Source organism: Streptomyces sp. NPDC050485 (genome assembly GCF_044458185.1).
Taxonomy (GTDB): domain Bacteria; phylum Actinomycetota; class Actinomycetes; order Streptomycetales; family Streptomycetaceae; genus Streptomyces.
This window is the reverse complement of the sequence record NZ_JBITHR010000003.1, coordinates 110,228-137,052: the sequence shown is the minus strand read 5'-3', so window position 1 is coordinate 137,052 and position 26,825 is coordinate 110,228. Positions and strand designations below refer to the sequence as shown.

28 protein-coding genes are annotated in these 26,825 nt (G+C 71.0%); 20 read left to right on the top strand and 8 right to left on the bottom strand.

Annotated features, from left to right (window positions below):
• The first annotated feature begins 28 nt into the window (after positions 1-28).
• From ACIBK6_RS07250 to ACIBK6_RS07240, 3 genes are all read left to right on the top strand, one after another.
• Positions 29-982: a heme o synthase gene (locus tag ACIBK6_RS07250; protein ID WP_399049553.1), complete on the top strand. Its 954-nt coding sequence runs from the start codon at positions 29-31 to the stop codon at positions 980-982.
• Positions 983-1,071: 89 nt separating this feature from the next.
• Entirely contained in the window at positions 1,072-1,413 is a 342-nt protein-coding gene (locus ACIBK6_RS07245; RefSeq protein ID WP_399049551.1) for a hypothetical protein, read from the top strand.
• Positions 1,414-1,532: 119 nt separating this feature from the next.
• Positions 1,533-2,609 carry an amidohydrolase gene (locus ACIBK6_RS07240; RefSeq protein ID WP_399049550.1) on the top strand — a complete coding sequence of 359 codons (1,077 nt, stop codon included), beginning with the start codon at positions 1,533-1,535 and terminating at the stop codon, positions 2,607-2,609.
• On the opposite strand, the gene ACIBK6_RS07235 is transcribed toward ACIBK6_RS07240, so the two are convergent.
• The 3 genes from ACIBK6_RS07235 to ACIBK6_RS07225 form a co-directional block, all read right to left on the bottom strand.
• A complete protein-coding gene (locus ACIBK6_RS07235; RefSeq protein WP_399049548.1) occupies positions 2,606-3,613 on the bottom strand; it encodes a heme A synthase in 1,008 nt (335 codons plus the stop codon). The genes ACIBK6_RS07240 and ACIBK6_RS07235 overlap by 4 nt on opposite strands.
• 94 nt (positions 3,614-3,707) lie before the next feature.
• Positions 3,708-4,475, bottom strand: a complete 768-nt coding sequence (locus tag ACIBK6_RS07230; protein ID WP_399049546.1) for an ABC transporter permease — start codon at positions 4,473-4,475, stop codon at positions 3,708-3,710.
• Complete coding sequence (locus ACIBK6_RS07225; protein WP_399049544.1) at positions 4,472-5,398, bottom strand: ABC transporter ATP-binding protein; 927 nt, start codon at positions 5,396-5,398, stop codon at positions 4,472-4,474. Before ACIBK6_RS07225 ends, ACIBK6_RS07230 begins: the two co-directional genes overlap by 4 nt.
• An 80-nt stretch (positions 5,399-5,478) precedes the next feature.
• Between ACIBK6_RS07225 and ACIBK6_RS07220 the strand changes: the two genes are divergently transcribed.
• Complete coding sequence (locus tag ACIBK6_RS07220) at positions 5,479-5,616, top strand: hypothetical protein (RefSeq protein ID WP_399049543.1); 138 nt, start codon at positions 5,479-5,481, stop codon at positions 5,614-5,616.
• Positions 5,617-5,681: 65 nt separating this feature from the next.
• Here ACIBK6_RS07220 and ACIBK6_RS07215 read toward each other — a convergent pair whose 3' ends face one another.
• Entirely contained in the window at positions 5,682-6,494 is an 813-nt protein-coding gene (locus ACIBK6_RS07215; protein WP_399049541.1) for an aminoglycoside N(3)-acetyltransferase, read from the bottom strand.
• A gap of 172 nt (positions 6,495-6,666) precedes the next feature.
• On the opposite strand from ACIBK6_RS07215, the gene ACIBK6_RS07210 reads away from it, so the two are divergent.
• From ACIBK6_RS07210 to ACIBK6_RS07175, 8 genes are all read left to right on the top strand, one after another.
• The gene (locus tag ACIBK6_RS07210) at positions 6,667-7,410 is read left to right on the top strand and encodes a helix-turn-helix transcriptional regulator (RefSeq protein WP_399049539.1); all 744 of its coding nucleotides are present in this window, start codon (positions 6,667-6,669) and stop codon (positions 7,408-7,410) included.
• Positions 7,407-8,828 (top strand): Fe-S cluster assembly protein SufB, encoded by a 1,422-nt coding sequence (sufB, locus tag ACIBK6_RS07205; protein ID WP_399049537.1) that lies wholly within the window; start codon positions 7,407-7,409, stop codon positions 8,826-8,828. Before ACIBK6_RS07210 ends, sufB begins: the two co-directional genes overlap by 4 nt.
• A 62-nt stretch (positions 8,829-8,890) precedes the next feature.
• The gene (gene sufD, locus ACIBK6_RS07200) at positions 8,891-10,072 is read left to right on the top strand and encodes a Fe-S cluster assembly protein SufD (RefSeq protein ID WP_399049536.1); all 1,182 of its coding nucleotides are present in this window, start codon (positions 8,891-8,893) and stop codon (positions 10,070-10,072) included.
• On the top strand, positions 10,072-10,389 hold the full coding sequence (locus ACIBK6_RS07195; protein ID WP_399049535.1) for a bifunctional 3-phenylpropionate/cinnamic acid dioxygenase ferredoxin subunit: 318 nt from the start codon (positions 10,072-10,074) through the stop codon (positions 10,387-10,389). The genes sufD and ACIBK6_RS07195 overlap by 1 nt, the downstream gene beginning before the upstream one ends.
• Before the next feature lie 7 nt (positions 10,390-10,396).
• A complete protein-coding gene (gene sufC / locus ACIBK6_RS07190; RefSeq protein WP_399049534.1) occupies positions 10,397-11,161 on the top strand; it encodes a Fe-S cluster assembly ATPase SufC in 765 nt (254 codons plus the stop codon).
• On the top strand, positions 11,158-12,414 hold the full coding sequence (locus ACIBK6_RS07185; protein WP_399049532.1) for a cysteine desulfurase: 1,257 nt from the start codon (positions 11,158-11,160) through the stop codon (positions 12,412-12,414). Before sufC ends, ACIBK6_RS07185 begins: the two co-directional genes overlap by 4 nt.
• 100 nt (positions 12,415-12,514) lie before the next feature.
• Complete coding sequence (gene sufU, locus ACIBK6_RS07180) at positions 12,515-12,979, top strand: Fe-S cluster assembly sulfur transfer protein SufU (RefSeq protein WP_399049531.1); 465 nt, start codon at positions 12,515-12,517, stop codon at positions 12,977-12,979.
• On the top strand, positions 12,976-13,314 hold the full coding sequence (locus tag ACIBK6_RS07175; RefSeq protein ID WP_399049529.1) for a metal-sulfur cluster assembly factor: 339 nt from the start codon (positions 12,976-12,978) through the stop codon (positions 13,312-13,314). Before sufU ends, ACIBK6_RS07175 begins: the two co-directional genes overlap by 4 nt.
• A gap of 97 nt (positions 13,315-13,411) precedes the next feature.
• Here the strand turns inward: ACIBK6_RS07175 and ACIBK6_RS07170 are convergent, their stop codons facing one another.
• Positions 13,412-14,434: a hypothetical protein gene (locus ACIBK6_RS07170; RefSeq protein WP_399049527.1), complete on the bottom strand. Its 1,023-nt coding sequence runs from the start codon at positions 14,432-14,434 to the stop codon at positions 13,412-13,414.
• A gap of 212 nt (positions 14,435-14,646) precedes the next feature.
• Here ACIBK6_RS07170 and ACIBK6_RS07165 point away from each other — a divergent pair, with 212 nt between their 5' ends.
• From ACIBK6_RS07165 to dapD, 3 genes are all read left to right on the top strand, one after another.
• On the top strand, positions 14,647-15,183 hold the full coding sequence (locus ACIBK6_RS07165; protein WP_399049525.1) for a TetR/AcrR family transcriptional regulator: 537 nt from the start codon (positions 14,647-14,649) through the stop codon (positions 15,181-15,183).
• Positions 15,184-15,248: 65 nt separating this feature from the next.
• Positions 15,249-15,572: a DMT family transporter gene (locus ACIBK6_RS07160; protein ID WP_399049523.1), complete on the top strand. Its 324-nt coding sequence runs from the start codon at positions 15,249-15,251 to the stop codon at positions 15,570-15,572.
• A 90-nt stretch (positions 15,573-15,662) separates the two neighbouring features.
• A complete protein-coding gene (gene dapD / locus ACIBK6_RS07155) occupies positions 15,663-16,658 on the top strand; it encodes a 2,3,4,5-tetrahydropyridine-2,6-dicarboxylate N-succinyltransferase (protein WP_399049521.1) in 996 nt (331 codons plus the stop codon).
• A gap of 135 nt (positions 16,659-16,793) precedes the next feature.
• Here dapD and dapA read toward each other — a convergent pair whose 3' ends face one another.
• Positions 16,794-17,675, bottom strand: a complete 882-nt coding sequence (gene dapA, locus ACIBK6_RS07150; protein WP_399049520.1) for a 4-hydroxy-tetrahydrodipicolinate synthase — start codon at positions 17,673-17,675, stop codon at positions 16,794-16,796.
• A 104-nt stretch (positions 17,676-17,779) separates the two neighbouring features.
• Entirely contained in the window at positions 17,780-19,336 is a 1,557-nt protein-coding gene (locus tag ACIBK6_RS07145) for a N,N-dimethylformamidase beta subunit family domain-containing protein (protein WP_399049518.1), read from the bottom strand.
• Positions 19,337-19,459: 123 nt separating this feature from the next.
• Between ACIBK6_RS07145 and ACIBK6_RS07140 the strand changes: the two genes are divergently transcribed.
• From ACIBK6_RS07140 to ACIBK6_RS07120, 5 genes are all read left to right on the top strand, one after another.
• Positions 19,460-20,194, top strand: a complete 735-nt coding sequence (locus ACIBK6_RS07140; RefSeq protein WP_399049517.1) for an SDR family NAD(P)-dependent oxidoreductase — start codon at positions 19,460-19,462, stop codon at positions 20,192-20,194.
• A gap of 168 nt (positions 20,195-20,362) precedes the next feature.
• Entirely contained in the window at positions 20,363-20,701 is a 339-nt protein-coding gene (locus tag ACIBK6_RS07135; protein ID WP_399049516.1) for a MarR family winged helix-turn-helix transcriptional regulator, read from the top strand.
• A gap of 69 nt (positions 20,702-20,770) precedes the next feature.
• A complete protein-coding gene (locus ACIBK6_RS07130) occupies positions 20,771-21,499 on the top strand; it encodes an antibiotic biosynthesis monooxygenase (protein WP_399049514.1) in 729 nt (242 codons plus the stop codon).
• A 275-nt stretch (positions 21,500-21,774) separates the two neighbouring features.
• Positions 21,775-23,238, top strand: coding sequence for a hypothetical protein (locus ACIBK6_RS07125; RefSeq protein ID WP_399049513.1), 1,464 nt, complete (start codon positions 21,775-21,777; stop codon positions 23,236-23,238).
• Between the two features lie 414 nt (positions 23,239-23,652).
• Positions 23,653-25,230 carry a TROVE domain-containing protein gene (locus tag ACIBK6_RS07120; RefSeq protein WP_399049512.1) on the top strand — a complete coding sequence of 526 codons (1,578 nt, stop codon included), beginning with the start codon at positions 23,653-23,655 and terminating at the stop codon, positions 25,228-25,230.
• Positions 25,231-25,335: 105 nt separating this feature from the next.
• Here the strand turns inward: ACIBK6_RS07120 and ACIBK6_RS07115 are convergent, their stop codons facing one another.
• On the bottom strand, positions 25,336-26,775 hold the full coding sequence (locus tag ACIBK6_RS07115) for an MFS transporter (protein WP_399049510.1): 1,440 nt from the start codon (positions 26,773-26,775) through the stop codon (positions 25,336-25,338).
• Positions 26,776-26,825: the final 50 nt, after the last annotated feature.

Here is a 26,825-nt window from a genome sequence, read left to right as displayed (position 1 = left end):
GGGGACTTGCTGGAATTCTTTGTCAGGGGTGTGCGTGACGGCCGTCGAGTCCCGACCCGCAGGGGTCCTCTTGACTCCCAGCCCGGGGGGCCATCGGCCATTCGGGGCCCGCGTCAAGGCCTTCGTGATGCTGACCAAGCCGCGGATCATCGAGCTGCTCCTCATCACCACCATTCCGGTGATGTTCCTGGCCGAGCAGGGCGTTCCTCCGCTGTGGCTGGTGTTCGCCACCACTCTTGGCGGCTACCTCTCCGCGGGCGGCGCGAACGCGCTGAACATGTACATCGACCGCGACATCGACGCCTTGATGGACCGCACCTCGCAGCGCCCGCTCGTGACCGGCATGGTCTCGCCGCGCGAGTGCCTGGTCTTCGGCATCTCGCTCGGCGTCATCTCGACGCTGTGGTTCGGCCTCCTGGTCAACTGGTTCTCGGCGGCCCTGTCGCTGGGTGCGCTCCTCTTCTACGTCGTCGTGTACACGATGATCCTCAAGCGCCGGACCTCGCAGAACATCGTGTGGGGCGGCATCGCGGGCTGCCTGCCGGTGCTCATCGGCTGGTCCTCGGTCACGAACTCCATGTCGTGGGCGCCGATCATCCTCTTCCTCGTGATGTTCTTCTGGACGCCGCCGCACTACTACCCGCTGTCGATGAAGGTCAAGGAGGACTACGCGCGGGTCGGCGTGCCGATGCTGCCGGTCGTCGCCTCCAACAAGGTCGTGGCCCGCCATGTCGTCCTCTACAGCTGGGTGATGGTCGCCGTCTCGCTGCTGCTCACCCCGCTCGGCTACACCGGCTGGTTCTACACGGCGGTCGCGCTGCTCTCCGGCGGCTGGTGGCTGTGGGAGGCGCACGCGCTCCAGTCCCGCGCCAAGTCCGAGGCGACGGGCACCAAGCTGAAGGAAATGCGGCTCTTCCACTGGTCGATCACGTACGTGTCGCTGCTGTTCGTGGCCGTCGCGGTGGACCCGTTCCTGCGCTGAGCACCTCGCTTTCCGACCGGAGGGGCCAGTGGCGCAAGCCACTGGCCCCTCCGGTCGCACCGGGAGCTACCCGCTAGTAGCATCGCGGCATGGCAGACACCCAGGTTGACGAGAAGCAGGCCGCCAGGGCCGAACGGCGCGCGGCCAAACTGGCCCGGCAGATCGGCTCCTTCGCCAAGGAGCACGGCGGCGCCGAGGGGCAGATCGCGTACCTCGGACAGAAGGGCGCCCGCATCGTGCTCGTCGGCGAGGACGGCGGCTGGGGCGACCTGGTGGCCCCGAGCCACGCCGTCGCGCTCAGCGCCGTCGAGAAGTCCGGGATCACCGTCCACGAGGACTTCGACGGCGAGTTCGCGGGCAAGGTGAAGACCGGCCCGTACGAGTGGACCCGCATGGCCGGCATCCAGCTCGGCGGTCCGAAGAACAGCTGAGAGCCGGTGTGCCGGACACCGCGGGCCCGGGCGGGGCTTGGACCCGGGCTCTGAGCAACACCGATCCGGGGCTCACCCGTTAGGAGTGGTGGAAGCGCGTCCATCGCAGGGAGCCCCGGATGATCGACACCCCGACCCTGGTGGACCAGTACTGCCACGGGGTCCTGCGCACGGAGCTCGGCCTCGGCACCTTCGAGACCGCGCTTGGCCGCACCGGGGCCCTGCCCGCGCCCGGCACCACGTTCTTCGACACCCAGACCGGCTTCGCCGTACGCCGCTGGTGCCCCCCGCTCCTGGGCCTCGAACCGCACTGCCCGCCGGCCCGCTATCTGGCCCGCCGCCGCGAGCTCGGCGTACTGGAGTCGGGCCGGCGCCTCCTGCGGGGCTCCGGAATCTCCACTTATCTGGTGGACACCGGACCGCCCGGAGACCTCACCGCCCCGCACGAGATCGCCGCCGCCGGCGCGGCCGACGCCCATGAGATCGTCCGCCTCGAACTCCTCGCCGAGCAGGTCGCCGACACCTCCGGGACCGTCGAGTCCTTCCTCGCCAACCTCGCCGAGGCCGTGCACACCGCGGCCGCCTCCGCCGTCGCCTTCGCGTCGGTCGCGGGCGTATGCGAAGGACTCGACCCGGAGCCGCCGGGCCCGGGGGAGGTGCGCGGGGCGGCCGGGAGATGGCTGGCGGGCCGGCGCACACACGGGCGCCTGGAGGATCCCGTACTGCTGCGCCACCTGCTGTGGAGCGCGGTCGCGTCCGGTCGGCCGCTCCAGCTCCGGGTGGGGATGGCGGACCCGATGCCGCTCGGCGGATTCGCGACCGCGACGGCCGGGCTCGGCACCGATCTGGTGCTGCTGCACGGCTACCCGTACCACCGCCAGGCCGCCCATCTGGCCAGCGTCCACCCGCATGTGTACGCCGATGTCGGGCCGGCCCTGGTGCGCACCGGGGCGGGGGCCGCGGCCGTACTCGCGGAGATCATGGAGCTCGCCCCGTTCGGGAAGCTGCTCTACTCCAGCGGCGCGCGCGGGCTGCCCGAACTGCACGTGGTGGGCGCGCGGTTGTTCAGTGAGGCGCTGGGGCGGGTGCTCGGCGGCTGGGTGGGCGACGGCGCGTGGTCGCGCAGCGACGCCCAGCGGGTCGCCGGGATGATCGCGGCGGGCAACGCCCGCCGCGTCTACGGGCTGTCGGGTTAGACGGTGTTTCCGGCGCCGGTCAGCGCGGCGTCCGGCCGGGTGGGCAGCTCGGCCGAGGTCTCCGGGCGCTCGCGCAGCGCGAGCAGGACGCGCAGCACCGCGATCCACACCAGGCAGGAGCCGAACATGTGCAGGCCGACCAGGATCTCGGGCGTCTTCGTGAAGTACTGGACGTAGCCGATCACGCCCTGCCCCATCAGGACCAGGAACAGATCACGGGCCCGGTCGCGGGGCCCGGCCGGTGCGTCGACGGCCTTCAGGACGAACCAGAGCGCGACGGTCAGCGCCACCACGACCCACGCGAGGTCGGCGTGCAGCTGCGTGATCATCGTCCAGTCGATCGGGATGCGGTACACCTCGCTGGTGTCGCCCGCGTGCCGGCCGGCCCCGGTGACGATGGTGCCGACCGCGATCAGCGCGCCCGCCGCGCCCACCAGGAGCCAGGTGAGCTGCACAACCGCCTTGCCCACCAAGGGCCTTGGCGCGCCGTCGCCCTCGCGGGTGCGCTGCCAGGTCACCACGGCGACCGCGATCAGTGCGCTGGTGAGCAGGTAGTGGGCGGCCACCGTGTACGGATTGAGGCCGACCAGGACCACGATGCCGCCGAGCACCGCGTTGCCCATGACCACCCAGAACTGCACCCAGCCGAGCCGGGTGACGCCGCGTCGCCAGGGCTCGGCCGAGCGCGCCGCGATGATCGCCCAGCCGACCGCCGCGCACAGCACGTACGTCAGCATGCGGTTGCCGAACTCGATGGCCCCGTGGAAGCCCATCTGGCTGGTCGCCGTCAGGCTCTGGTCGGTGCACTTGGGCCAGGTCGGGCAGCCGAGCCCGGAACCGGTGAGCCGTACGGCACCGCCGGTCACGACGATGACGACACCCATGACGACGGCGCTGAGGGCCGCGCGTTCCACGATCCGCTGGGTCGGCGTCCAGCGCTCAGCGATGTAGGCGAGCGGATTGCGCGCCGCTTCGGCCAGGTCGGCCCGGGTCCATTTCGGCATGCGCCCTATCGTAGGCGCCCGTTTGTGCATGTTTTCACGAGGGGGGTCCGCCCGGCCGGGACGGGAGCAAAGTCACTCCCGTACGCTCCCGGACTCACTCCCAGCGGAAGAACTTCGCGGCCGCGCCCAGGCCCAGCACCGCCCACACGGCGAGGATCCCGGCATCGCCCCACGGCATCGACGCACCATGCTGGAGCACCTCGCGCAGGCCGTCGGACAGGGCCGAGACGGGCAGCAGCCCGAGCGCGTTCTGCACGCCGCCGGGGAACTTGCCCATCGGCACGATCACCCCGCCGCCGACGAGCAGCAGCAGGAAGACGAGGTTGGCGGCGGCCAGCGTCGCCTCCGCCTTCAGGGTGCCGGCCATGAGCAGCCCGAGCCCGGAGAACGCGGCGGTGCCGAGCACGAGCAGCAGGAGCACGGCGAGCGGATTGCCGTGCGGGGACCAGCCGAGCGCGTACGCGATCACGGCCAGCAGGACGACCTGGAGCACCTCGGTGACAAGCACGGCCAGCGTCTTGGAGGTCATCAGCGCCCAGCGCGGCAGCGGTGAGGCGCCGAGCCGCTTGAGCACTCCGTACCGCCGCTCGAAACCGGTCGCGATGGCCTGGCCGGTGAACGCGGTGGACATCACGGCGAGCGCGAGGATGCCCGGCGCGAGGAAGTCGACGGACTTGCCGCCGCCGGTGTCGATGATGTCGACGGTGGAGAAGAGGACGAGCAGCAGACTCGGAATGATCACCGTGAGCAGCAGCTGCTCGCCGTTGCGCAGCAGCATCCGCGTCTCCAGCGCGGTCTGCGCCCCGATCATCCGCCCGAGCGGAGCCGCTCCCGGCTCGGGTGCGTACGTGCCGGCGCTCATGAACGCAGCTCCTTGCCGGTCAGTTCGAGGAAGACATCCTCAAGGGTGTGGCGCTCGACCGAGATGCCGTCCGGCATCACGCCGTGCTGGGCGCACCAGGAGGTGACGGTGGCGAGCAGCTGGGGGTCGATGGTGCCGGTGATGCGGTACGCGCCCGGGGTGAGCTCGGCCGCGGCGGTGCCGTCGGGCAGGGCCTTGAGCAGCGAGCCGAGGTCGAGGCCGGGGCGGCCGGTGAAGCGGAGGGTGTTCTCGGCGCCGCCCTTGCAGAGCTGCTCGGGGGAGCCCTGGGCGACGACCCGGCCCGCGTCGATGATCGCGACGTCGTCGGCGAGCTCTTCGGCCTCGTCCATGAAGTGCGTGGTCAGCACGGTGGACACGCCGTCGGTGCGCAGCTCGCGCACCAGGTCCCAGGTGGCGCGGCGGGCCTGCGGGTCGAGGCCGGCGGTCGGCTCGTCCAGGAAGACCAGTTCGGGGCGGCCGACGACGGCCATCGCCAGCGCGAGGCGCTGCTGCTGGCCGCCGGAGAGCCTGCGGTAGGTGGTGCGTCCACAGCTGCCGAGGCCGAGGCGCTCGATGAGCGCGTCCACGTCCAGCGGATGCGCGTGCAGCTTCGCCATGTGGCGGAGCATCTCGTCGGCGCGGGCGCCGGAGTAGACGCCGCCGGACTGGAGCATCACCCCGATCCGCGGCTTGAGCCGCTGGGCGTCGGCGACCGGGTCGAGCCCGAGGACGCGGACGGTGCCCGCGTCCGGCCTGCGATAGCCCTCGCAGGTCTCGATGGTGGTGGTCTTGCCGGCCCCGTTGGGGCCGAGGACGGCGGTCACGGTGCCCCCGCCGACCGTGAGGTCGAGGCCGTCCACAGCGGTCTTGGGTCCGTACCGCTTGACCAGGCCGGTGACCTGGACGACAGGCTCGCTCTTCATGACGGGCAAGTCTAGGCAGGGGCCACAGGTCCCGGTGGCGCGGGGGCCCGGGTCCCTCGACTGCTGACTTTTTCGGACAGTTGCGATCGTTCGCGGCCCCTGACGTCGAAGGGGCGGTCGAAGGGGCGGTCTTCCCGATCGCCCTGCCGATCGTGATGTTCGCCGGGGTGCTGGTGGCCGGAACGTACTGGTTCACCAGCGGCGCGGGCCGGCCCTGAGCGATCAGGCCACTCTGCGCGGTCGGCGCTGAGCGGTCAGGCCCACTCCGCCCGGGCCGTGAGCGTCAGGCCCACTCCTCGCGGGAGCGGTGCGTGGCCAGCCACGTCTGCGCGTAGGCGACCGCGTCCCGCACCGGGAACAGCCGGGACGCCGCCGCGCCCACGGTGCCGCGCACCACCGCGCGGTCCCGCTCGAAGTCCGCCCCGAGTTCGTCGAAGCGCTCACTCGTGATCGAGGTTTCCCGGACCGTCATCCGGCGTCGTCCGCCCTGCGGTGTGGTCACCGCGAACGACTCCTCCACCACCGGCGCCGGAATCCGGTACTCCGCGAGGTGGAACGACGTGCAGGAGTCGTAGCCCGCCCCCAGCAGGAGGACCCGGGCCGATGCCTCCTCCAGGCGGGCCAGCGGGCTGCGCTCGCCGAGGCGGCAGTCCAGGGCGTGCCCCGCGGTGACGCGGGCCGCGCCCGGCCCGATGGCCGCGAAGGAGGTCTGAGGGTGCGCGCTGCGCAGGGCTCCCGGCCAGGTGCGTACGGTCTCCGGGACGACTCCCATGCCCAGGGTCGGGGTGATCAGCGGGTCGTACCCCGGGGTCGTTGCCCGGATGGCCTCCCACCACTCCTCGGGCACCGGAGGGTTGACCCAGCCGGCGGGGTCGGAGTTCTCCCCGGTGTGGGTGGGGACCACGAGCGTTCCCGTTTCGCCCAGTGCGTCGAGGAGCGCCTGGACCACCGCGACCGGGCCTCCGCAGACCCAGCCGAGCGAACTCAGGGACGAGTGCACCAGGAGGGTCTCGCCGCGCCGCACGCCCAGGCCGGCCAGGTCGGCGGCGAGGGAGTCGCGGGTGCACAAAGGGCCGGTCACAGGGGGTATGGGCATAGCACGGGAGTCTGCCCCGGGGCCGTTTCCGGGGGCCACCGAATTAGCCGGGACCTGATCGATCAATGATCGTTTCCGCAGGTCAGATTAGGTATGCCTAAGTGATGCACCGCACCGCTCGCGATCCGGACGTGGGTTGTCAGGCCCCGAGGAATTACGCAACAATGGTGTTGTGAAAAACATCGGCGAGGCTCCCCAGGAGGAACTCGCGACCGGTGAGCGGTCCACCCGCAACCGGGTCGCGCGGTCCATCCTGGACCACGGGCCCTCGACCGTCGCGGACCTCGCGAAGCGCCTCGGCCTCACCCAGGCCGCCGTCCGCCGCCACCTCGACGCGCTCGTGGCCGACGAGGTCGTCGCCCCCCGCGAACAGCGCGTCTACGGGGCCCGGACCCGCGGCCGGCCGGCCAAGGCCTTCGCGCTCACCGACTGCGGCCGGGACGCCTTCGAGCAGTCCTACGACAAGCTCGCCGTGGACGCGCTGCACTGGATCGAGCAGTCCGTCGGCGGCGGCGCGGCAGGCGAGGAAGCCGTCGCCGCGTTCGCCCGGGCCCGCATAGAGGCTCAGGCGGGGACGTACCGGAACGCCATCGAGGCCGCGCGGCCCGAGGAGCGCACCGAAGCCCTGGCCAGGGCCTTGAGTGCCGACGGGTACGCTGCTACAGCACGCAGCGCACCGGTCGGCGAGCAGCTCTGCCAGCACCACTGCCCGGTGGCCCACGCCGCCGAGCGGTACCCGCAGCTGTGCGAGGCGGAGACGGAGTTCTTCTCCCGCCTCCTGGGAACACATGTGCAACGTCTGGCCACGATCGCCCACGGCGACGGCGTGTGCACCACGTTCATCCCGCACGGCGCGCCACCACAGACCACACATCAGCAAGCATCAGCAAGCACGGCCGGGAGGAACCCCGCATGACTCTCCCCACGGAGACTGCCCACCCTGAGCTCGAAGGCCTGGGCACGTACGAATACGGCTGGGCCGACTCCGACGCGGCGGGTGCCGCGGCCAAGCGCGGTCTCTCCGAGGCTGTCGTACGCGACATCTCGGAAAAGAAGAACGAGCCCGAGTGGATGCTGAAGCTGCGCCTCAAGGGTCTGCGGCTCTTCGACAAGAAGCCCATGCCGAACTGGGGCTCCGACCTCTCGGGCATCGACTTCGACAACATCAAGTACTTCGTGCGCTCCACGGAGAAGCAGGCGGAGTCCTGGGAGGACCTGCCCGAGGACATCAAGAACACGTACGACAAGCTCGGCATCCCCGAGGCGGAGAAGCAGCGCCTCGTCGCCGGTGTCGCGGCCCAGTACGAGTCCGAGGTCGTCTACCACCAGATCCGTGAGGACCTGGAGGAGCAGGGCGTCATCTTCCTCGACACCGACACCGCGCTGAAGGAGCACCCGGAGCTCTTCCAGGAGTACTTCGGCACCGTCATCCCGGTCGGCGACAACAAGTTCGCCTCGCTGAACACCGCGGTGTGGTCCGGCGGCTCGTTCATCTACGTGCCGAAGGGTGTCCGCGTCGACATCCCGCTGCAGGCCTACTTCCGCATCAACACGGAGAACATGGGCCAGTTCGAGCGGACGCTGATCATCGTCGACGAGGACGCCTACGTCCACTACGTCGAGGGCTGCACCGCCCCGATCTACTCCTCGGACTCGCTGCACAGCGCCGTCGTCGAGATCATCGTCAAGAAGGGCGGCCGCTGCCGCTACACGACGATCCAGAACTGGTCGAACAACGTCTACAACCTGGTCACCAAGCGCGCCGTGGCGTACGAGGGCGCGACCATGGAGTGGATCGACGGCAACATCGGTTCCAAGGTCACCATGAAGTACCCGGCCGTCTACCTGATGGGCGAGCACGCCAAGGGCGAGACGCTCTCCATCGCGTTCGCGGGCGAGGGCCAGCACCAGGACGCCGGCTCCAAGATGGTCCACATGGCGCCGAACACCTCCTCCAACATCGTCTCCAAGTCGGTGGCGCGCGGCGGCGGCCGCACCTCCTACCGCGGCCTGGTCGAGATCGGCGAGGGCGCGCACGGCTCCAAGTCCAACGTGCTGTGCGACGCGCTCCTGGTCGACACGATCTCCCGCTCGGACACCTACCCCTACGTGGACGTCCGCGAGGACGACGTGTCCATGGGCCACGAGGCCACCGTCTCCAAGGTCTCCGACGACCAGCTCTTCTACCTGATGAGCCGCGGTCTGACCGAGTTCGAGGCCATGGCCATGATCGTGCGCGGCTTCGTCGAGCCGATCGCCAAGGAGCTGCCCATGGAGTACGCCCTGGAGCTCAACCGGCTGATCGAGCTGCAGATGGAGGGCTCGGTCGGATAACGACCGTCCCCCGTCCGGCAGTTGAGCAGATTCTGATCTAGGAAGAGAGCACTACGACAGCCATGGCTGAGGCTCAGAACATTCCGGTGGGCTCCACCACCGCCGGGTCGATCGCGGTGGCCGCCGAGTCCACCGTCGCCACCCGCATGAGCGCCCCCCCGTCCTTCGACGCGGCCGACTTCCCGGTCCCGCACGGCCGCGAGGAGGAGTGGCGCTTCACGCCGCTCGAGCGGCTGCGCGGGCTGCACGACGGCACCGCCGTCGCGACCGGTGACGGTGTGAAGGTCGCCGTCGACGCGCCCGAGGGCGTCGTCGTGGAGACCGTCGGGCGCGACGACGCCCGGCTCGGCAGGGCCGGCACGCCGGTGGACCGGGTGGCAGCCCAGGCGTACTCGTCCTTCGAGAAGGCCTCCGTCGTGACCGTCCCCAAGGACACGGTGCTCACCGAGCCGATCCGCATCGCGGTGCACGGCGAGGGCGGCGTCGCCTACGGCCACCTGGTCGTGGAGCTCGCCGCGTTCGCCGAAGCCGTCGTGGTCATCGACCACACCGGTGACGCGGTGCTCGCCGCCAACGTCGACTACATCCTGGGCGACGGTGCCAAGCTCACCGTCGTCTCCGTCCAGGACTGGGACGACAAGGCCGTCCACGTCGGCCAGCACAACGCGCTGATCGGCCGGGACGCCGGTTTCAAGTCGTTCGTGATCACCTTCGGCGGCGATCTCGTACGCCTGCACCCGCGGGTCGCCTACGCGGGCACCGGCGGCGAGGCCGAGCTCTTCGGCCTGTACTTCACCGACAAGGGCCAGCACCAGGAGCACCGCCTCTTTGTCGACCACAACACCCCGCACTGCAAGTCCAACGCCGTGTACAAGGGCGCCCTCCAGGGCGAGAACGCGCACGCCGTGTGGATCGGTGACGTGCTCATCCAGGCCGCGGCCGAAGGCACCGACACGTACGAGATGAACCGCAACCTGGTTCTGACCGACGGTGCCCGCGTCGACTCGGTGCCGAACCTGGAGATCGAGACCGGCGAGATCGTCGGCGCCGGTCACGCCTCGGCCACCGGCCGCTTTGACGACGAGCAGCTCTTCTATCTGATGTCCCGCGGCATCCCGGCGAACGAGGCCCGCCGCCTGGTCGTCCGCGGCTTCTTCGCGGAGCTGGTCCAGCAGATCGGCCTGCCGGACGTCGAAGAGCGGCTGCTCGCCAAGATCGAGACGGAGCTGGAGGCTTCCGTCTGATGGCCTTCGTCAAAGCCTGTGCGCTGAGCGAGCTGGAGAGCGACACCCCCAAGCGGGTGGAGATCGACGGCACGCCGGTGTCCCTCGTCCGCACCGAGGGCGAGGTGTTCGCGATCAACGACATCTGCTCGCACGCGAACGTCTCCCTCTCGGAAGGTGAGGTCGAGGACTGCGCCATCGAGTGCTGGCTGCACGGCTCCAGCTTCGACCTGCGCACCGGCAAGCCGTCCGGCCTTCCCGCGACGCGCCCCGTCCCCGTATACCCCGTCAAGATCGAAGGGGACGATGTGCTCGTCTCCGTCACCCAGGAGTCCTGAGTTCCCCATGGCAACGCTTGAAATCCGCGACCTGCACGTCTCCGTCGAGGCCGAGAACGGCCCCCGTGAGATCCTCAAGGGCGTCGACCTGATCGTGAAGCAGGGCGAGACCCACGCCATCATGGGCCCCAACGGCTCCGGCAAGTCCACCCTCGCGTACTCGCTGGCCGGTCACCCCAAGTACACGATCACCAGCGGCACCGTCACCCTCGACGGCGAGGACGTCCTGGCGATGACCGTCGACGAGCGCGCCCGCGCCGGCGTGTTCCTCGCCATGCAGTACCCGGTCGAGGTCCCCGGCGTCTCGGTCTCCAACTTCCTGCGCACGTCGGCGACGGCGATCCGCGGCGAGGCCCCCAAGCTGCGCACCTGGGTGAAGGAGGTCAAGTCCGCGATGGAGCAGCTCCAGATGGACCCGGCCTTCGCCGAGCGCAACGTGAACGAGGGCTTCTCCGGCGGTGAGAAGAAGCGCCACGAGATCCTCCAGCTGGAGCTCCTCAAGCCGAAGATCGCGATCCTGGACGAGACCGACTCCGGCCTTGACGTGGACGCGCTGCGCCAGGTCTCCGAGGGCATCAACCGCGTCCGTGAGAACGGCGAGGTCGGCACCCTCCTGGTGACCCACTACACGCGCATCCTGCGCTACATCAAGCCCGACTACGTCCACGTCTTCTCGGCCGGCCGCATCGTCGAGTCCGGCGGCGCCGAGCTCGCCGACAAGCTCGAGGCCGAGGGCTACGAGTCGTACACGAAGGGTGGCGCTTCCGAGTGACGCAGCTGCCGGGCCTCCTCGACACCGAGGCGATCCGCAAGGACTTCCCCTTGCTGGACCGTGTGGTCCACGACGGGAAGAAGATCGTCTACCTCGACAGCGCGGCGACTTCGCAGAAGCCGCGCCAGGTGCTCGACGCGCTCAACGAGTACTACGAGCAGCACAACGCCAACGTCCACCGTGGCGTGTACCTGGTCGCCGAGGAGGCCACGGCGCTGTACGAGGGCGCCCGGGACAAGGTCGCCGCGTTCATCAACGCGCCGAGCCGCGACGAGGTCATCTTCACCAAGAACGCCTCGGAGTCGCTCAACCTCGTTGCCAACATGCTGGGTTGGGCCGACGAGCCCTACCGCGTGGACAGCGACACCGAGATCGTCATCACGGAGATGGAGCACCACTCCAACATCGTGCCCTGGCAGCTGCTCTCGCAGCGCACGGGCGCGAAGCTGAAGTGGTTCGGCCTGACCGACGACGGCCGGCTCGACCTGTCGAACATCAACGAGATCATCACCGAGAAGACGAAGATCGTCTCCTTCACGCTGGTCTCCAACCTGCTCGGCACCCAGAACCCGGTCGAGGCGATCGTCCGCCGCGCGCAGCAGGTCGGCGCGCTGGTCTGCATCGACGCCTCGCAGGCCGCCCCGCACATGCCGCTGGACGTGCAGGCGCTGCAGGCCGACTTCGTGGCCTTCACCGGTCACAAGATGTGCGCCCCGACCGGCATCGGCGTGCTGTGGGGCCGCCAGGAGCTCCTGGAGGACCTGCCGCCGTTCCTGGGCGGCGGCGAGATGATCGAGACGGTCTCGATGCACTCCTCCACGTACGCTCCGGCGCCGCACAAGTTCGAGGCGGGCACGCCCCCGATCGCGCAGGCCGTGGGCCTGGGCGCGGCGGTGGACTACCTCTCGGCGATCGGCATGGACAAGATCGCCGCGCATGAGCACGCGATCACCGAGTACGCGGTCAAGCGCCTCCTGGAGGTGCCGGACCTGCGGATCATCGGCCCCACCACGGCCGAGGACCGCGGCGCCGCGATCTCCTTCGTGCTCGGCGACATCCACCCGCACGACGTGGGCCAGGTCCTGGACGAGCAGGGCATCGCGGTCCGGGTCGGCCACCACTGCGCGCGCCCGGTCTGCCTGCGCTACGGAATTCCTGCGACCACGCGAGCGTCTTTCTATCTGTACTCCACGCCCGCCGAGGTCGACGCCCTGGTGGACGGTCTGGAGCACGTACGGAACTTCTTCGGCTAGGGGAGTCGAGACGTGCTGTGTCTTCCCGCGGGACAACCCCCGGATCCCCGGCCGGTAGGGCACGTGACACAACGGACATCAGGACGCGAGGTTAATCGTTGTGAAGCTTGATTCGATGTACCAGGACGTCATCCTGGACCACTACAAGCACCCGCACGGCCGGGGCTTGCGGGACGGTGACGCCGAGGTGCACCACGTGAACCCGACGTGCGGTGACGAGATCACCCTGCGCGTGAAGTACGCGGGTTCGCGCATCGAGGACGTGTCGTACGAGGGGCAGGGCTGCTCGATCAGCCAGGCGAGCGCCTCCGTGCTGAACGAGCTGCTCGTGGGTAAGGAGCTGGCCGAGGCCCGGAAGATCCAGGAGACCTTCCTGGAGCTGATGCAGTCCAAGGGCCAGCTGGAGCCGGACGACGCGATGGAGGAGATCCTGGAGGACGCGGTGGCTTTCGCCGGCGTCTCCAAGTACCCCGCCCGTGTGAAGTGTGCTCTGCTGAGCTGGATGGCGTGGAAGGACGCGACCGCCCAGGCTCTGGGCGAGGTCGCCGAAAGGAAGACGGCATGACCGAGAACGCGGAGGCGGCGATCAAGCCGGCGACCGAAGAAGAGATCCGCGAGGCGCTGTACGACGTGGTCGACCCCGAGCTGGGCATCGACGTCGTCAACCTCGGCCTCATCTACGGCATCCACATCGACGACTCCAACGTCGTCACGCTGGACATGACCCTGACGTCGGCGGCCTGCCCGCTGACCGATGTGATCGAGGACCAGGCGAAGGCCGCGACCGACGGCATCGCCAACGAGCTGAAGATCAACTGGGTCTGGATGCCGCCGTGGGGCCCCGACAAGATCACGGACGACGGCCGCGAGCAGCTGCGCGCGCTGGGCTTCAACGTCTGAGCCCGACCCGTTCGACTCCGGTTGACGGCCATGCCCTCCCCCAAAGCTCTGTGAGCAGGGGGAGGGCATGGCCGTTTTTCGCGGGATCGGCCTTGCGCTACCAGGCGCCCACCGGCGGTGCTCCCGCCGCCGGGACGCCGGCTGCTTCGGCCAGTGCGGGGGCCAGGTTCTCGCGGCGGATGCGTTGGTCGACGTAGAGCAGGCCGGCGGCGAGCTGGGGCACGACGGTCGACAGGAACTGGCTGACCGCCATGCCGATCGTGTACAGGACCACGACGACGACCACGGCCGTGATCCTGCTGCCGGTGGAGTGCGACAGCGCCAGCGGCATGGCCGCGAGGATCCCGCCGTAGGTGAACGGGAGTTGGACGACGTAGCCCATCATCCCGCTGATCATGCCGACAAGCAGCAGGATGCCGCAGGTCCGCCACCAGACGCCCCGGACCAGCCGGACCGAGCGGCGCAGCGCCTCGACGGGCCGCTGGTTCTCCAGGACCACGGCGGACGGCGCGAAGCTGAAGCGCACCCACAGCCAGACGCCTACCGGGATCAGCGCCAGGATGCCGAGCACGAACGGCACGATCAGCGCGGCCGGCGGATCGGCGTGGCCGAAGTCCGTCAGTATCAGGGACATGAACAGCGCGATGAACAGGACCATCGCGCCAAGACCGGCCAGCCACGAGAGCGCCAGTGCGCCGAGCACCGCCGGGAAGCGGGACCAGGTCCTGCGCCACACCGCGCCGAACGTCGTGCGCCGCCCGAGCACCGCCTCCTGGAGCACGACCGGCGCCGCCGTGTACATCAGCGCAGCCGAGACGAGCCACATCACCATCGCGACGAGGGCGACGAGGCACCCGGCGACGAGCACCGGCTCCCAGTCGGAGCGCACCGGGTGTTCCCCGTACGGGGGATTGAAGACCGGATCGAGGTGATCGTGGACGGCGGCCACCGCGCCCGCGCCCGCCGAGACCACGACCAGGGCGGCGGCCCCGTACGCGATCAGGGCCACGCCGAAGAGCTGCTTCCAGTAGCGGCCGAGCGCCGAGAACGCGCCACTCAGTACGTCGCCGACCTGCAGCGGACTCAGCGGGATCACGCCCGGTTTAGGCGGGAGCGGCATCCAGCCCGCTCCCCAGGCGGGCCCCCATCCCGGCGGCCCGCCCTGGGCACCGGGGCCCCACCCCATGTCCTGCGTCACTGCAAACCTCGCACTTCCCGTACGTCGCGCGTACGTCCCGTCCCCTGATCGATCGGCATACGGTAGCCCGCACCCGCTGCGGGTACGGTCGGGGGCATGCTCTGTGACCAGGCCGGACCCCCCGGAGGCCGCTGATGGCCCGCCGCTACGACCCCGACCGGCGTCGGCGCATCATCGACGCGGCGTTCCGGGTGGTCGCCGAGCGCGGCATCGCCGGTCTCAGCCACCGCAGCGCCGCCGCCGAGGCCGATGTGCCGCTGGGCTCGACCACGTACCATTTCAAGACACTTGACGAACTCCTCGTAGCGGCGCTGCGCCAGGCCAACGAGGGTTTCGCGGCGGCCGTCCGCGACTGCGCGCGGCTCGGTGAACCCGGCGCGGACCTGGCCGTCGAACTGGCCCGGCTGATGGGCGAGTGGCTGACCGGGGACCGGGCGCGCGCCGAGCTGGAGTACGAGCTCTACCTCGCCGCCCTGCGCCGCCCCGCGCTGCGCCCGGTCGCCGCGGAGTGGACCGACTCCGTCGCCGAACTGCTCGCCCGCCACACCGATCCGGTCACCGCGCGCGGACTGGTCGCCGCGATGGACGGCATCTGCCTCCAGTCGCTCCTCACCGGCGGCGCGTACGACGAGGAGTACGCGCGCGATCTGCTCGGCCGACTGCTGCGGTAGGTCTTGGCAGGTCTTGGGACAGCCGTTGTGTACGGCCGTACGCATCCTTGGGTACGCTGGTACACATGCCCTATGTCCTGCTCGGCTGCGCCATCGGCTCGGAGATCATCGCCACGTCCGCGCTGAAGTACAGCGAGGGATTCACCCGGCTCTGGCCCTCGCTGATCACCGCCACCGGCTACCTGCTCGCCTTCTACCTGCTGTCGCTCACGCTGAAGTCCCTGTCCGTGGGCACCGCGTACGCGATCTGGTCGGGCGTCGGGACGGCCGTCATCGCGGCCGTGGGCATGGTCTTCATGGGCGAGGCGATGACCGCCGCCAAGCTCGCCGGGATCGCCCTCGTCATCGGCGGAGTGGTCCTGCTCAACGTAGGGGGCGCCGCGCACTGAACGCCGCGCAGGTCAGCCGGTCGGGCGGACACGGGACCGGGAGGTGAGACCGGTTCGCCGCGGCGGGGCGCGGCCGGTTAGGTTTTGGTCATGACCGACACGACTGCTACTGCTACGACCGGCGCCGCGGCCGCCGGACTCGCCACCATCGCCGCCGACGGCACCATCCTGGACACCTGGTTCCCCGCCCCCGAGCTCGTGACCGTCGCCGAGCCCGGCCCGGCCGGCACCGAGCGCCTCTCCGCCGAGCGCGCCGCCGAACTCCTCGGCGCCGCCGCGCTCAAGGCCGTCGGCCCGGACGAGCGCCGTGGGGTCGAGGTCGTCGCCGTCCGTACGGTCATCACCTCGCTCGAAGACAAGCCCCTGGACGCGCACGACGCCTACCTGCGGCTGCACCTGCTCTCGCACCGGCTCGTCAAGCCGCACGGCCAGAACCTCGACGGCCTCTTCGGGCTGCTCTCCAACGTCGCCTGGACCTCGCTCGGTCCGGTCGCCGTGGACTCCGTGGAGACCGTCCGTCTGAACGCCCGCGCCGAGGGCCTGCACCTCCAGGTCACCTCGGTCGACAAGTTCCCGCGCATGACGGACTACGTCGCGCCCAAGGGCGTCCGCATCGCCGACGCCGACCGGGTGCGCCTCGGCGCGCACCTCGCCGAGGGCACCACGGTCATGCACGAGGGCTTCGTGAACTTCAACGCGGGCACGCTCGGCACGTCGATGGTCGAGGGCCGCATCTCGGCCGGTGTCGTCGTCGGCGACGGCTCCGACATCGGCGGCGGCGCGTCCACGATGGGCACGCTGTCCGGCGGCGGCAACGTCCGCATCGTCATCGGCGAGCGGTGCCTGGTGGGCGCAGAGGCGGGCGTGGGCATCGCGCTCGGCGACGAGTGCGTGGTCGAGGCCGGGCTCTACGTCACGGCGGGTACGCGCGTGACGATGCCCGACGGCCAGATCGTCAAGGCCCGCGAGCTGTCCGGCGCGTCCAACATCCTGTTCCGCCGGAACTCGGTGACCGGCACGGTGGAAGCGCGTCCGAACAACGCGGTGTGGGGCGGCCTGAACGAGATCCTGCACAGCCACAACTAGTCACCGGGGTCGCCCCCAGAACCCGTTCAAGTCACTCCGGGGCTTGAGGAGCGGGGTCTGGGGCAGAGCCCCAGGACCACCGGCCGCACCCGCCCCACTCACCCCCGGAGGGTTTCGGTAAGGGGCGGGGCGGGGCTAATTCCTGAGCAGAGCCTCCAGCGCCCCGCGCAGGTGGTCCGCCTCCTTCCGCCCCGCCCGCAGCAACGGCTCCCGCACCGCATGCCCCAGCAGCGCCTTCGCCGTCACCGCCCCCGGCAACCCGGATGCCATCATCAACTCCGTGAGCGGGACGGTCAGTTGGTTGAGGCGGGCGGCCTCGGCGGGGGCGCCCGCGTCGTACGCGTCCAGGACCGCCCGCAGCGCCCCCGGCGCCACGTTCGCCACCGTGCTCACATACCCCGCCCCGCCCACCGCGTACAGCGGAAGGTTCAGCTCCTCGCACCCCGAGTAGTACGCCAGTGAGGTGCGGCCGATGACCTTGGTGGAGCCGAGCAGGTCGTACGCGCAGTCCTTCACCGCGACGATGCGCTCGTGGGCGGCGAGCCGGAGCATCGTGTCGACCTCGATGCGGGTGCCCGTGCGGCCCGGGATGTCGTACAGCATCACCGGCAGGCCCGTCGCGTCGGCCACCGTGCGGAAGTGCGCCGCCACGGCTTCCTGCGGCGGCCGGCTGTAGTACGGGGTCACCACCAACAGGCCGTCCGCGCCCGCTTGTTCGGCCGCGCGGGCCAGGGCGACGGTGTGCGCGGTCGACGCGCTGCCCACGCCCGCCACGATCGCGGCACGGTCGCCGACCGCCTCTACGACGGCCCGTACCAGTGCGGTCTTCTCCTCGTCCGAGGTGGTCGGCGACTCCCCGGTGGTGCCGTTCAGGACCAGGCCGTCGCACCCGTTGTCGACCAGGTGCGCGGCGAGCTGCTGGGCGGCCACGAGGTCGAGCTCGTACGAAGCGGTGAACGGTGTGACCATGGCGCAGAGCGCGCGCCCGAACGGGCGGGGTGGGCGTGATGTCGTCATACGGCAGTTTCGCCCGGGGGAGAGTTAACGTCTACTTAGAGTTTGTGGGGGTGGGCGATAGTGCCGCTGAAATGTCGCGCCCCCGACGCCCGCGCCCCAGTCCGCTACCAGAGGTTGCGTTTCGACCACGTCGGGTCGCCCGCGTACGGATGGAAGGTGTCCAGGTTGTCCTTGGCCGGGTGGGTGCGCCCGGCCGGGCCCGCCGCGAAGACCCGCAGCAGGTTCTCCGTCACCCGCGAAGTGAACTTCGCCGTGGTGGCGTCGATGCCGTGGCCGCCGTCGCCGATGGTCGACTGGACCCAGCGCATGGTGCCGGTGTTGAAGACGCCCGCGCCCGAACTCACCGTGTAGTAGGCCGAGTTGGCGTACGAGTGGACCCCTCGGCAGGTCAGCGGGGAGTGCGAGATCACCTCGATCGGCCGGGGCGTGGTCTCCTCGCCGTTGGCGCGGTCGTACTCCGTGCCGACCAGACCCGGGAACGCCGAGCCCCGCTTGACACCGGTGCCCTCGAACAGCCAGTGGCCGGGCGAGGTGACCACGTAGTCGGCGGTGGTCGGGTTGGACTCGTACAACGTGCCGGTCAGGGAGTTCTCCGGCTGGGCGTGCGGGGGCTCGCGGAAGTTGGTGGTCGGCGGCTCGCCCTCGCGGCGGCCCGGGTCCTTGGCCCAGTCGTTCTTGTAGCAGACGATCAGCCGGTGGTCGCCGAGGCCCGTCTTCTCCAGACGGATGCGCCGGAAGCAGGCGTTCGCGCCGAGGAAGGCGATGTTGGTGCCCCGGTCGCGGACGGCCGTGACCCGCTCGCGCATCGACTGCGTCCAGTACTCGTCATGGCCGAGCGACAGCACGGCACTCGCGCCGTTCAGGAGCTGGGCGTCGCGCTCGATGTCCATGGTGGTGACGTACGCGGGCGCCAGGCCCATCTTCTCGGCGAGCGCGACGACGGGCTGCTCGTAGGTGAGGAAGAGGCCGTCGCCGTCGCGGTGGTAGGGGCGGTCGCAGCTCACCGCGCGCGAGCGGTCCGCGTCGTCGCCGCTCGGCCCGTTGTAGAGGCTGTAACCGCCCCATTCGTTGTACGCCTGCCAGGTCGCGACCGCGTTGACGATCACCACCCGGCCCTTGGTGGTGGCCGACCTGACGGTGACCGGGACGTAGCGCTGGCCGCCAGTGTCGGCGGTGAGCCGGATCAGATAGGAGCCCTCGGGCCAGTCCTTGGTGGTGACCTCGGTGCTCGCCGACCAGTCGGCGGTCACGGTGTACGTGCCCGGCTCGACCTTGGCGGCGGGCTGCCGGGTGCCCTTGACCGAGCCCGACTCCCACACCTTGCGGGCCAGCGCGCCCCCGTACCAGCCCATCCGGAACGCCTCGGCGCGGAAGGTCTTGGCGGTGGTGTGCACGTGCAGCCGGAAGGTCTCTCCGGGCGCCACGCTCGTACGGTCCGGGTAGCCCTCGACCTCGTGCTCGGCGCCGCGCCCCTTGAGCCGCCAGCCGGCGTCGCCGGGCCGGTCGTTCTCCTTCGCGGGCGGCTTCGAGGAGCCGTGGTCGGCAGCCGCGGGCCCGTCCTTGCCGGTCCCCTCGCCGGCGGAGCACCCCGCCGCGCCCGCGGCGACGACGGCCCCCGCCGTACCGAGGAACGCCCTGCGACTGAAGGCCGCGCGGTCCATCGCACAACTCCGCTCTGCTGATCGGTCCCTGACAGGGTCCAGTGTGCGGGAGTCGGCCGCGATATGCCCTGTGGCATGATCGCCGACGGGCGCGGCTGAACACCGCATGTGGGGAACAGCAGTATGAGCGAAGCACGTGTTGCGCTGGTGACCGGCTCTTCTTCGGGCATCGGCGCCGCCACCGCCCGCCGGCTCGCGGCGTCCGGCGTCCGGGTGGTGGTCAACTCCCGGTCGCCCGAGGCGGGCGAGAAGCTGGCCGCGGAACTGCCCGGCGCCGTCTACATCCGGGCGGACGTCTCGGTGGACGGCGAGGCCGAGCGGCTGGTCGGGGCCGTCATCGAGACCTTCGGGCGGCTCGACATCCTGGTCAACAGCGCCGGTACCACCCGGTTCATCCCGCACGACGACCTCGCGGCCGCGAGCCCCGAGGTGTGGCGGGACATCTTCGACGTCAATGTGCTCGGCCTCTGGCAGACCATCACGGCGGCCGCCCCGCACCTGAAGGCGAGCGGCGCGGGCGCCGTGGTCAACGTGTCCTCCCAGGCGGGCATCCGCCCGAACGGCAGCTCCATCCCGTACGCCGTCTCCAAGGCGGCCGTGAACCACCTGACCCGGCTGCTCGCCAAGACGCTCGGACCGGAGACCCGCGTCAACGCGGTGGCCCCCGGCTTCATCGAGACCCCGTGGTACGAGGGAGTCGACGGCTTCGCCGACACCAAGCGCCACGTGGAGAACGCGGTCCCGCTGAAGCGCACCGGCACCGCCGATGACGTGGCCGACGAGATCGTCCACCTCGTCAACGCCCCGTACATCACGGGCGAAGTCGTGTTCGTGGACGGCGGCGGCAACCTCGTGTGACGGCAGTGGCGACGGCGCCCGGGGTTCACTGCGAGGTGGTGCGCTCCGGGCGTACGACCAGGACGACGCGGCGTTCGGCGTCGCCGACCGGCGCTCCTCGACATCAAGCGCGCCGAGCAGGAGCTGATCGCCGCGAAGAGCGCGGCGGTCAAGGTGGCCGGGCTCACCGTGCCGCAGTACGCCGCGCTCTTCGCGCTGTCCGGCGCGCCCGGCATCTCGGCGGCCGCGCTGGCCCGGTCCTGCCTGGTCACCCCGCAGGCCATGAACGTCGTACTGAAGAACCTAGAAGAGCGCTGCCTGGTCGAGCGCACCCCGCACCCCTGGCACCGCAACGTCCTGGAGACCCGGCTCACCGGCCCGGGCCGCACGGCGCTGGCCGCCGCCGACGAGCGGGCGGTCGCCATCGAGCGCCGCATCGCCGGTGAATTCACCGTCCAGGAACGGGAGTTGCTGCGCTCGCTGCTCGGCCGGGCGGTCGCCGCGATCCGGGGCGCCGGGAGCGCTTGACCTCAAGCGGGCTTGACGTCTGAGGATGTGGTCATCGCAAGCAGCGCACCGCATACCGAGGAGCCCGCCATGACGGCCACGTCCACCCGCGTGCAGTTCAACTCCCTTCCCGACCCGGCCCGTTCGGCCTCCGGCGTGGTGAAGATCAGTACCTGGCGGGTCGGCACCCCCGAGCTGCAGCAGGCCGCCGTCGAGGCCATCGCCAGGGCGTGGGGCGCCCGGGACTGGCCGGCTGCCGGACTGCTCTCCTACAGCGTCCACACCGGCACCGACGGCAGCAGCCTGCTGCACTACTCGCAGTGGACGGACGAGCGGGTCTACCAGGACTTTCTGCTCCGCGGCTCCCGGGACGAGCGGGTCGCCGAGATCGACGCGGCCGTGCCCGGCATCGTGCGGGAGGGGCTCACCTCGTACGAGCTCCACCGCAGCGGGATGCGGACCGAGGGCGAGAGGCGGGTGCCGGGCTGTGTCGTCGTGGTGGACGTGGAGTTCGAAGGGCCGGACCCCGAGCGGCAGCGGGCCTGGGTGGACACCGTCTTCGAGGCCCTGGACAGCGACCCGACGCCTCCCCAGGGCGGGATCGCCGCCCACTTCCACACCAGCGTGGACGGCACCCGCGTCCTCAACTACGCCCTGTGGGAGAGCGAGCGGGCCCACATCGACGCCCTGGCCGCACCCGGCGCGGGCATCGGCTCGCCGACGCCCCAGTGGAACCGGGTGCGCACCTATGAGGGGCTGAAGACCAGCCGGCTGGCGCGTTACGTTCCGGCGCTGAGCCTCACCCCGGCCGACCGGTAGCCGCTACGGGCGCAAGCGGATGATCTGCGGGTCGTGGTCATCTCTGCTCTGCGCACGGGAGTTGTCACGATGTGCCGGTGGACGGAGCCCGACGGATGGGTGAACCACCGGGGGCGCCCCGTGCCGGGCGCACCCCGGCGCGCGAGCGGGCGACGGGTGCGCGGAACCGGGCGCGACGCGACCCCGCCCACAGCGTCTACGCTGGGTTCCGCTCAACCATCGCTGACCCAGCGCGACCAGAGCGCCCAGACCGTACGGCCGAGGAGTACCCCCAGATGTCCGGAGACCGCCCCATCCTGCCGCCGGTACGGCTGAACTCCGAGGCGGAGCTGGCACGGGACGCACTGTCCGCCCCGCTGCTCGCCCGCGCCGTACGGCTCGCCCGCTGGGCCGGGCCCGAAACGCGGGTCGGGGCCGGCGGCGAACTCGTCGAGGAGCAGCTGCCCGCGGCCGCCGCCGAGCTCGGCCTCGGCGACGACCAGGACGGTCCGGCCTACGCGAGCGAGGCCTGGCGGGTCGCGGTCGACACCGGCCTGGTCGAGATCGAGGACGCCGGGGGACCGGGTGAAGGGGACGCAGAGGACGCAGACGGCGAAGGCACCGCCTCCGCCGGCGAGAACCTCGCCGTGCTCACCTCCGGATCGCCGCAGGACGTCCTCGCCATCTGGCTCGACGCCTTCGACGTGGTCTTCGCGGACGCCACCGCTCCGGTCATCGACGACTTCGCCGACCTGGTCGGCGAGGACGGCGAGATCGACTTCGAGCGCCTGGAGTGGAACCCGGAGGAGGAGGCCGACTTCCTGGAGGGCGTCCTGGGCAATCTGTACGTCCTGAGCATGACCGAGTCGGGCACCCCCGAAGGGCCCGTGCCGCTGCCCGCGCTCGCCGCCTCGATGATCGTCCCCGACGACATGGGCGAGCCCACGGACGACATCCTGGAGCAGGTCTCCGACGCGATGATGCGGCTCGACGACCAGTTCCGGCTGCTTGAGCCGATCGGTCTGGTCGAGTACGAGCCCGTGGACGAGGCCCTGATGGCCGAGGAGGGCGACGAGCCCGCGCCACCGGTCGAGGACGAGGACGTCTCCCGGTACGGAATGGTCCGGCTGACCCCGCTCGGCCTCTACGGCGTGCGCGCCCGGATGCTGGAGGCGGGCGTGGACGCTCCGGCCGTCGGCGACCTGGCCGACAAGGGCGCGGACGCGCTGCTCGACGGCATCGCCTACTTCCCCGAGCTCGCCGCCCGCGCCGAGACCGAGCAGTGGCTGGCCCGCCGCGAACCGGCCGAAGCGGCAGGGGAGTTGCTCGCCGCGGCCCGGGGCGGCGACGCGGGCGGACCGCTGCGCCGGCTGCACTGCCAGCAGGCCCTCGCTCTGACCGGTGCCTTGGCCGAACCCGCCGTCCGCGAGGTGCTGCCCGACCCCGAGCTGGGCGGCCTCGCCCGGGTCTGGCTCGCCGAGCGCGGCGCCCCGGACGTGCCGCCGCCGTCCGAGGAGATGATCTTCTGGCTGGCCATCGACACGATCGCCGCACAGCTCGCGGTGGAGGGCGATCTGGAGGAACTCCAGGAGCTCGTGGAGGGCCTGGTCGGCCAGCACAGCGGGTTCTTCGACGCGGCCTGGCGGGTGGCGCACCCCGCGACCGCGGACGTCCTGGAGGCGATGGGGCGGCTGCACCCGGACAAGGCCACGGCCAAGGAGGCCCGCAAGGCGGCCTTCAAGGCCCGCTCGCGCGCGTGAATGTCCGCGGCTGAAGCAGCCTGATTCCCGCGTGCCCTGAATCGCGCGGCTGAATTCCACGCCTGCGTTTCCAGGCCGCCCGGAGGCTGTTGCCTCCGGGCGGCCTTTTGCCTGCCCTGACCCCGCGCCGAAAATACTTGGCGCGCCGTCAGGCCGTCCGCCTAAGGTCGTTCTTGTCCAGGTGCGCAGGCAGGACCTACTTCCACTGTTAATGGGGAGGTCGCGGGTTCGAATCCCGCCGCCGGTGCTCGTACCGGTGTAGCTCAGTGGCAGAGCACCAACACGTCGGTTCCGCCGCCCAGTTCTCCGGACACCACACTTCATCCGTTTGTGCACCTCCCGGTGCGCAGGCCGCGGCTACTTCTTCGCATGAAATCCGCCGTCGCCGAATTCGATCTCGGGAGGCCATTCACCATGGCTCGGTTCAACCTGCGCGCCACCCGCGCGCACACCACTTCGCCGGTGGCGTCCACCGGCCGCACCGCCCGCACGCACGAGGGCGGCGCGGGCCGGCTGCGGGACGCCAAGTCGGAACTCTTCGTCCTTGCCGTCGCCAACTTCGTTGCCCAGCAGACCTTTTACGAGACCGGCGCGGCGCGCGACGACCGGTTCGCGGCGCTGGTGCGCAAACTGGCCGTCGAGGATCCGGAGTGGACCGCCGGACTGCTCGGCTGGCTGCGCGGGGAGGGCGGACTGCGTACCGCCTCGATCGTCGGCGCCGCCGAGTACGTCAAGGCACGTCTGGACGCGGGCACTTCGGACGGCCCGGCCAACCGGCAGGTCGTCGCCTCGGTGCTGCTGCGCCCCGACGAGCCGGGCGAACTGCTCGGATACTGGACGTCGACGTACGGCCGCGCCGTCCCCAAGCCCGTGAAGCGGGGCATCGCCGATGCCGTACGCCGCCTCTACAGCGGGAAGTCGCTGCTCAAGTACGACACCCCGTCGAAGGGCTACCGCTTCGGCGACATCCTCAACCTGGTGCACGCCGCGCCCGACCCGGCCAAGCCGTGGCAGGGCGAACTGTTCCGGTACGCGCTCGACCGTCGGCACAACCCCGACACCGCGGTGCCGCCGGCCGGGGACCGGGTGCTGACAGCCCACCGGGCGCTGATGGCACTGCCCGTCGCGGAGCGCCGGGCCGTCGTCCTCGCCCCCGACGGCGCGGAGCGGCTCGCCGCGGCGGGTCTGACCTGGGAGGCGCTCGCGGGCTGGCTGCAGGGGCCGATGGACAGGGCGGCGTGGGAGGCGGTCATCCCGTCGATGGGCGCGATGGCGCTGCTGCGCAACCTCCGCAACTTCGACGAGGCGGGTGTCTCGGACGAGGTGGCGGCGGAGGTGGCCGCGAGGATCTCCGACCCCGAAGTCGTCGCGGCATCACGGCAGTTCCCCTTCCGCTACCTCGCCGCGTACCGCCACGCGCCGTCGCTGCGCTGGGCGTACCCGCTGGAGCAGGCGCTCGGCCACTCGCTGGCCAACGTGCCCGCGCTCGGTGGCCGGACGCTGGTCCTGGTGGACCGTTCGGGCTCGATGTGGTCGCCGCTGTCGGAGCGTTCCCAGCTCAACCGGGCGGACGCCGCCGCGATCTTCGGTACGGCGCTGGCGCTGCGGGCCGCCGACGCGGACCTCGTGGAGTTCGGCACGGGCAGCGCGCCGGTGAAGTACCGGGCGGGGGAGTCCGTCCTGAAGATCCTGGGCCGCTTCGGCGATCTGGGCGGCACGAACACCGCCGAGGCGGTGCGGGGGCACTACCGGGGCCACGACCGGGTGCTGATCGTGACGGACGAACAGACGTCGTACGGCGGCGACCCGACCGCGCTGGTTCCGGCCGAGGTGCCCGTCTACACCTGGAACCTGGCCGGCCACCGGGTCGGCCACGGCCCGTCGGGCGCCGCGAACCGGCACGTCTTCGCGGGCCTGACGGACGCGGCGTTCCGCATGATCCCCCTGCTGGAGGCGGGCCGGGACGCACGCTGGCCCTGGGCGCAGGGATAGCGCTGCCCGGCAGAGTCAAGCCCCTCCGGCGTTTGAGGAGCGGGGGTCTGGGGGCAGAGCCCCCAGTTCGGGAAGGGGCGGGGTGGGGAAATAGCGCCGCAGGCTCTACCGTCGCCGCCCCCGGATCACCACCGCGGCCACCAGCACCGCGGCGAGCGCTATCCCCGCCCCCACGCCGAACGCACTCGTCGCCCCCAGCGTCAGCTGCTCCGCCGGGCTGCCGGCCGAGTGCCGGGTGGCTGTGCCCGAGACCGTCACCAGGACCGAGAGGCCCAGCGTGCCGCCCAGCCACTGAAGGGTCTGGAGCAGTCCGGACGCGGCACCGGCCTGGTCCGGGGTGACCCCGGTCAGGATCGTCGCGTTGAGCGGCATGAAGCTCAGGCCCACCCCGGTCCCGAGCACCAGCATCGGACCGAGCAGCCCGGTGGCGTACGAGCCGGTGGGGCTGAGCCGGGTGAGCCAGAGGGCGGCGACGGTGATCAGGGTCATCCCGGTGACGAGCACCGGCTTCGGGCCGTGGCGCTGGAGCAGTCCGGGCACGAACCGCAGCACGGTGAACATCGCGACGGTGAGCGGCAGGAAGGAGAGCCCCGCCTCCAACGGGCCGTAGCCGAGCACGTGTTGGACGTACTGGGTGAGGAAGAAGAACGCGCCGAACATCCCCGCGGGCAGCAGCAGGATGTCGAGGTAGGCACCCGCGCGGTTGCGGTCGGCGAAGAGCCTCAGCGGGGCGATGGGCTGGCGGGCCCGCGACTCGACGTACACGAAGAGCGCGAGGAGCAACCCGGCCGCTGCGAAGGAGAGTTGGGCGAGCGTATCGCTCCAGCCGCTTTCGGCGACGCGTACGAAGGCGTACACGAGGGCGGTCATTCCGGCGGTGCCGGTGACCGCTCCGGCCGCGTCGAAGTGGCCCGCGCGGCGCGGGGTCTCGCGGACGAAGCGGGGCAGCGCGAGGGCCACGGCGGCGCCGATCGGCACATTGATCAGCAGGGCCCAGCGCCAGGAGGCCCAGGCCGTGAGCGCGCCGCCGAGCACCAGGCCGAGGGACGCGCCGATGGAGGCGACCGAGGTGTAGATCGAGAGGGCGTGGTTGCGGCGCGGGCCCTCCTCGAAGTTGGTGGTGATCAGGGCGAGCGTGCTGGGGGCGGTGAGCGCCGAGCCGACGCCCTGGAGCGCGCGGGCCGCGAGCAGCCAGCCGCTGTCGCCCGCGACTCCGCCGAGCAGGGAGGCGAGGGCGAAGACGGTGACGCCGACGGTGAGGGTGCGGCGGCGCCCCGCGATGTCGCCGATCCGGCCGCCGAGCAGCAGTAGTCCGCCGAAGGTGAGGGTGTAGGCGTTGAGCACCCAGGACAGCGCGGCGGGGCCGAAGTGCAGATCGCGCTGGATGTCGGGCAGGGCGACGTTCACGACGGTGGAGTCGACGCCGACCATCAGGTAGGCGGTGACGATGACGGCGAGTACGGCGCCGGGGCGCCCGGTCCGCCGCGCCCCGGCGGGCGCCTGGCCGGGGGGTGCGGTGGAAGGGGCGGCGGGCGTGGTCGGCATATTCAACTCCCGGTAGGAATACCCCGGTTGGTTGTGGGCAGCATGAACCG

Bases quoted from the DNA above. Each gene is read 5' to 3' on its own strand.
- ACIBK6_RS07160 (WP_399049523.1), top strand. From the start codon at position 15,249: ATGCCCTATGTCCTGCTCGGCTGCGCCATCGGCTCGGAGATCATCGCC.
- ACIBK6_RS07215 (WP_399049541.1), bottom strand. From the start codon at position 6,494: ATGCCCATACCCCCTGTGACCGGCCCTTTGTGCACCCGCGACTCCCTC.
- ACIBK6_RS07120 (WP_399049512.1), top strand. From the start codon at position 23,653: ATGGCTCGGTTCAACCTGCGCGCCACCCGCGCGCACACCACTTCGCCG.
- ACIBK6_RS07245 (WP_399049551.1), top strand. From the start codon at position 1,072: ATGGCAGACACCCAGGTTGACGAGAAGCAGGCCGCCAGGGCCGAACGG.
- ACIBK6_RS07225 (WP_399049544.1), bottom strand. From the start codon at position 5,398: ATGAAGAGCGAGCCTGTCGTCCAGGTCACCGGCCTGGTCAAGCGGTAC.
- ACIBK6_RS07170 (WP_399049527.1), bottom strand. From the start codon at position 14,434: ATGCCGCTCCCGCCTAAACCGGGCGTGATCCCGCTGAGTCCGCTGCAG.
- sufC (WP_399049534.1), top strand. From the start codon at position 10,397: ATGGCAACGCTTGAAATCCGCGACCTGCACGTCTCCGTCGAGGCCGAG.
- ACIBK6_RS07195 (WP_399049535.1), top strand. From the start codon at position 10,072: ATGGCCTTCGTCAAAGCCTGTGCGCTGAGCGAGCTGGAGAGCGACACC.
- sufD (WP_399049536.1), top strand. From the start codon at position 8,891: ATGGCTGAGGCTCAGAACATTCCGGTGGGCTCCACCACCGCCGGGTCG.
- dapA (WP_399049520.1), bottom strand. From the start codon at position 17,675: ATGACGACATCACGCCCACCCCGCCCGTTCGGGCGCGCGCTCTGCGCC.
- ACIBK6_RS07130 (WP_399049514.1), top strand. From the start codon at position 20,771: ATGACGGCCACGTCCACCCGCGTGCAGTTCAACTCCCTTCCCGACCCG.
- ACIBK6_RS07140 (WP_399049517.1), top strand. From the start codon at position 19,460: ATGAGCGAAGCACGTGTTGCGCTGGTGACCGGCTCTTCTTCGGGCATC.
- sufB (WP_399049537.1), top strand. From the start codon at position 7,407: ATGACTCTCCCCACGGAGACTGCCCACCCTGAGCTCGAAGGCCTGGGC.
- ACIBK6_RS07125 (WP_399049513.1), top strand. From the start codon at position 21,775: ATGTCCGGAGACCGCCCCATCCTGCCGCCGGTACGGCTGAACTCCGAG.
- ACIBK6_RS07235 (WP_399049548.1), bottom strand. From the start codon at position 3,613: ATGCCGAAATGGACCCGGGCCGACCTGGCCGAAGCGGCGCGCAATCCG.
- ACIBK6_RS07145 (WP_399049518.1), bottom strand. From the start codon at position 19,336: ATGGACCGCGCGGCCTTCAGTCGCAGGGCGTTCCTCGGTACGGCGGGG.
- dapD (WP_399049521.1), top strand. From the start codon at position 15,663: ATGACCGACACGACTGCTACTGCTACGACCGGCGCCGCGGCCGCCGGA.
- ACIBK6_RS07230 (WP_399049546.1), bottom strand. From the start codon at position 4,475: ATGAGCGCCGGCACGTACGCACCCGAGCCGGGAGCGGCTCCGCTCGGG.
- ACIBK6_RS07175 (WP_399049529.1), top strand. From the start codon at position 12,976: ATGACCGAGAACGCGGAGGCGGCGATCAAGCCGGCGACCGAAGAAGAG.
- ACIBK6_RS07165 (WP_399049525.1), top strand. From the start codon at position 14,647: ATGGCCCGCCGCTACGACCCCGACCGGCGTCGGCGCATCATCGACGCG.
- ACIBK6_RS07240 (WP_399049550.1), top strand. From the start codon at position 1,533: ATGATCGACACCCCGACCCTGGTGGACCAGTACTGCCACGGGGTCCTG.
- ACIBK6_RS07115 (WP_399049510.1), bottom strand. From the start codon at position 26,775: ATGCCGACCACGCCCGCCGCCCCTTCCACCGCACCCCCCGGCCAGGCG.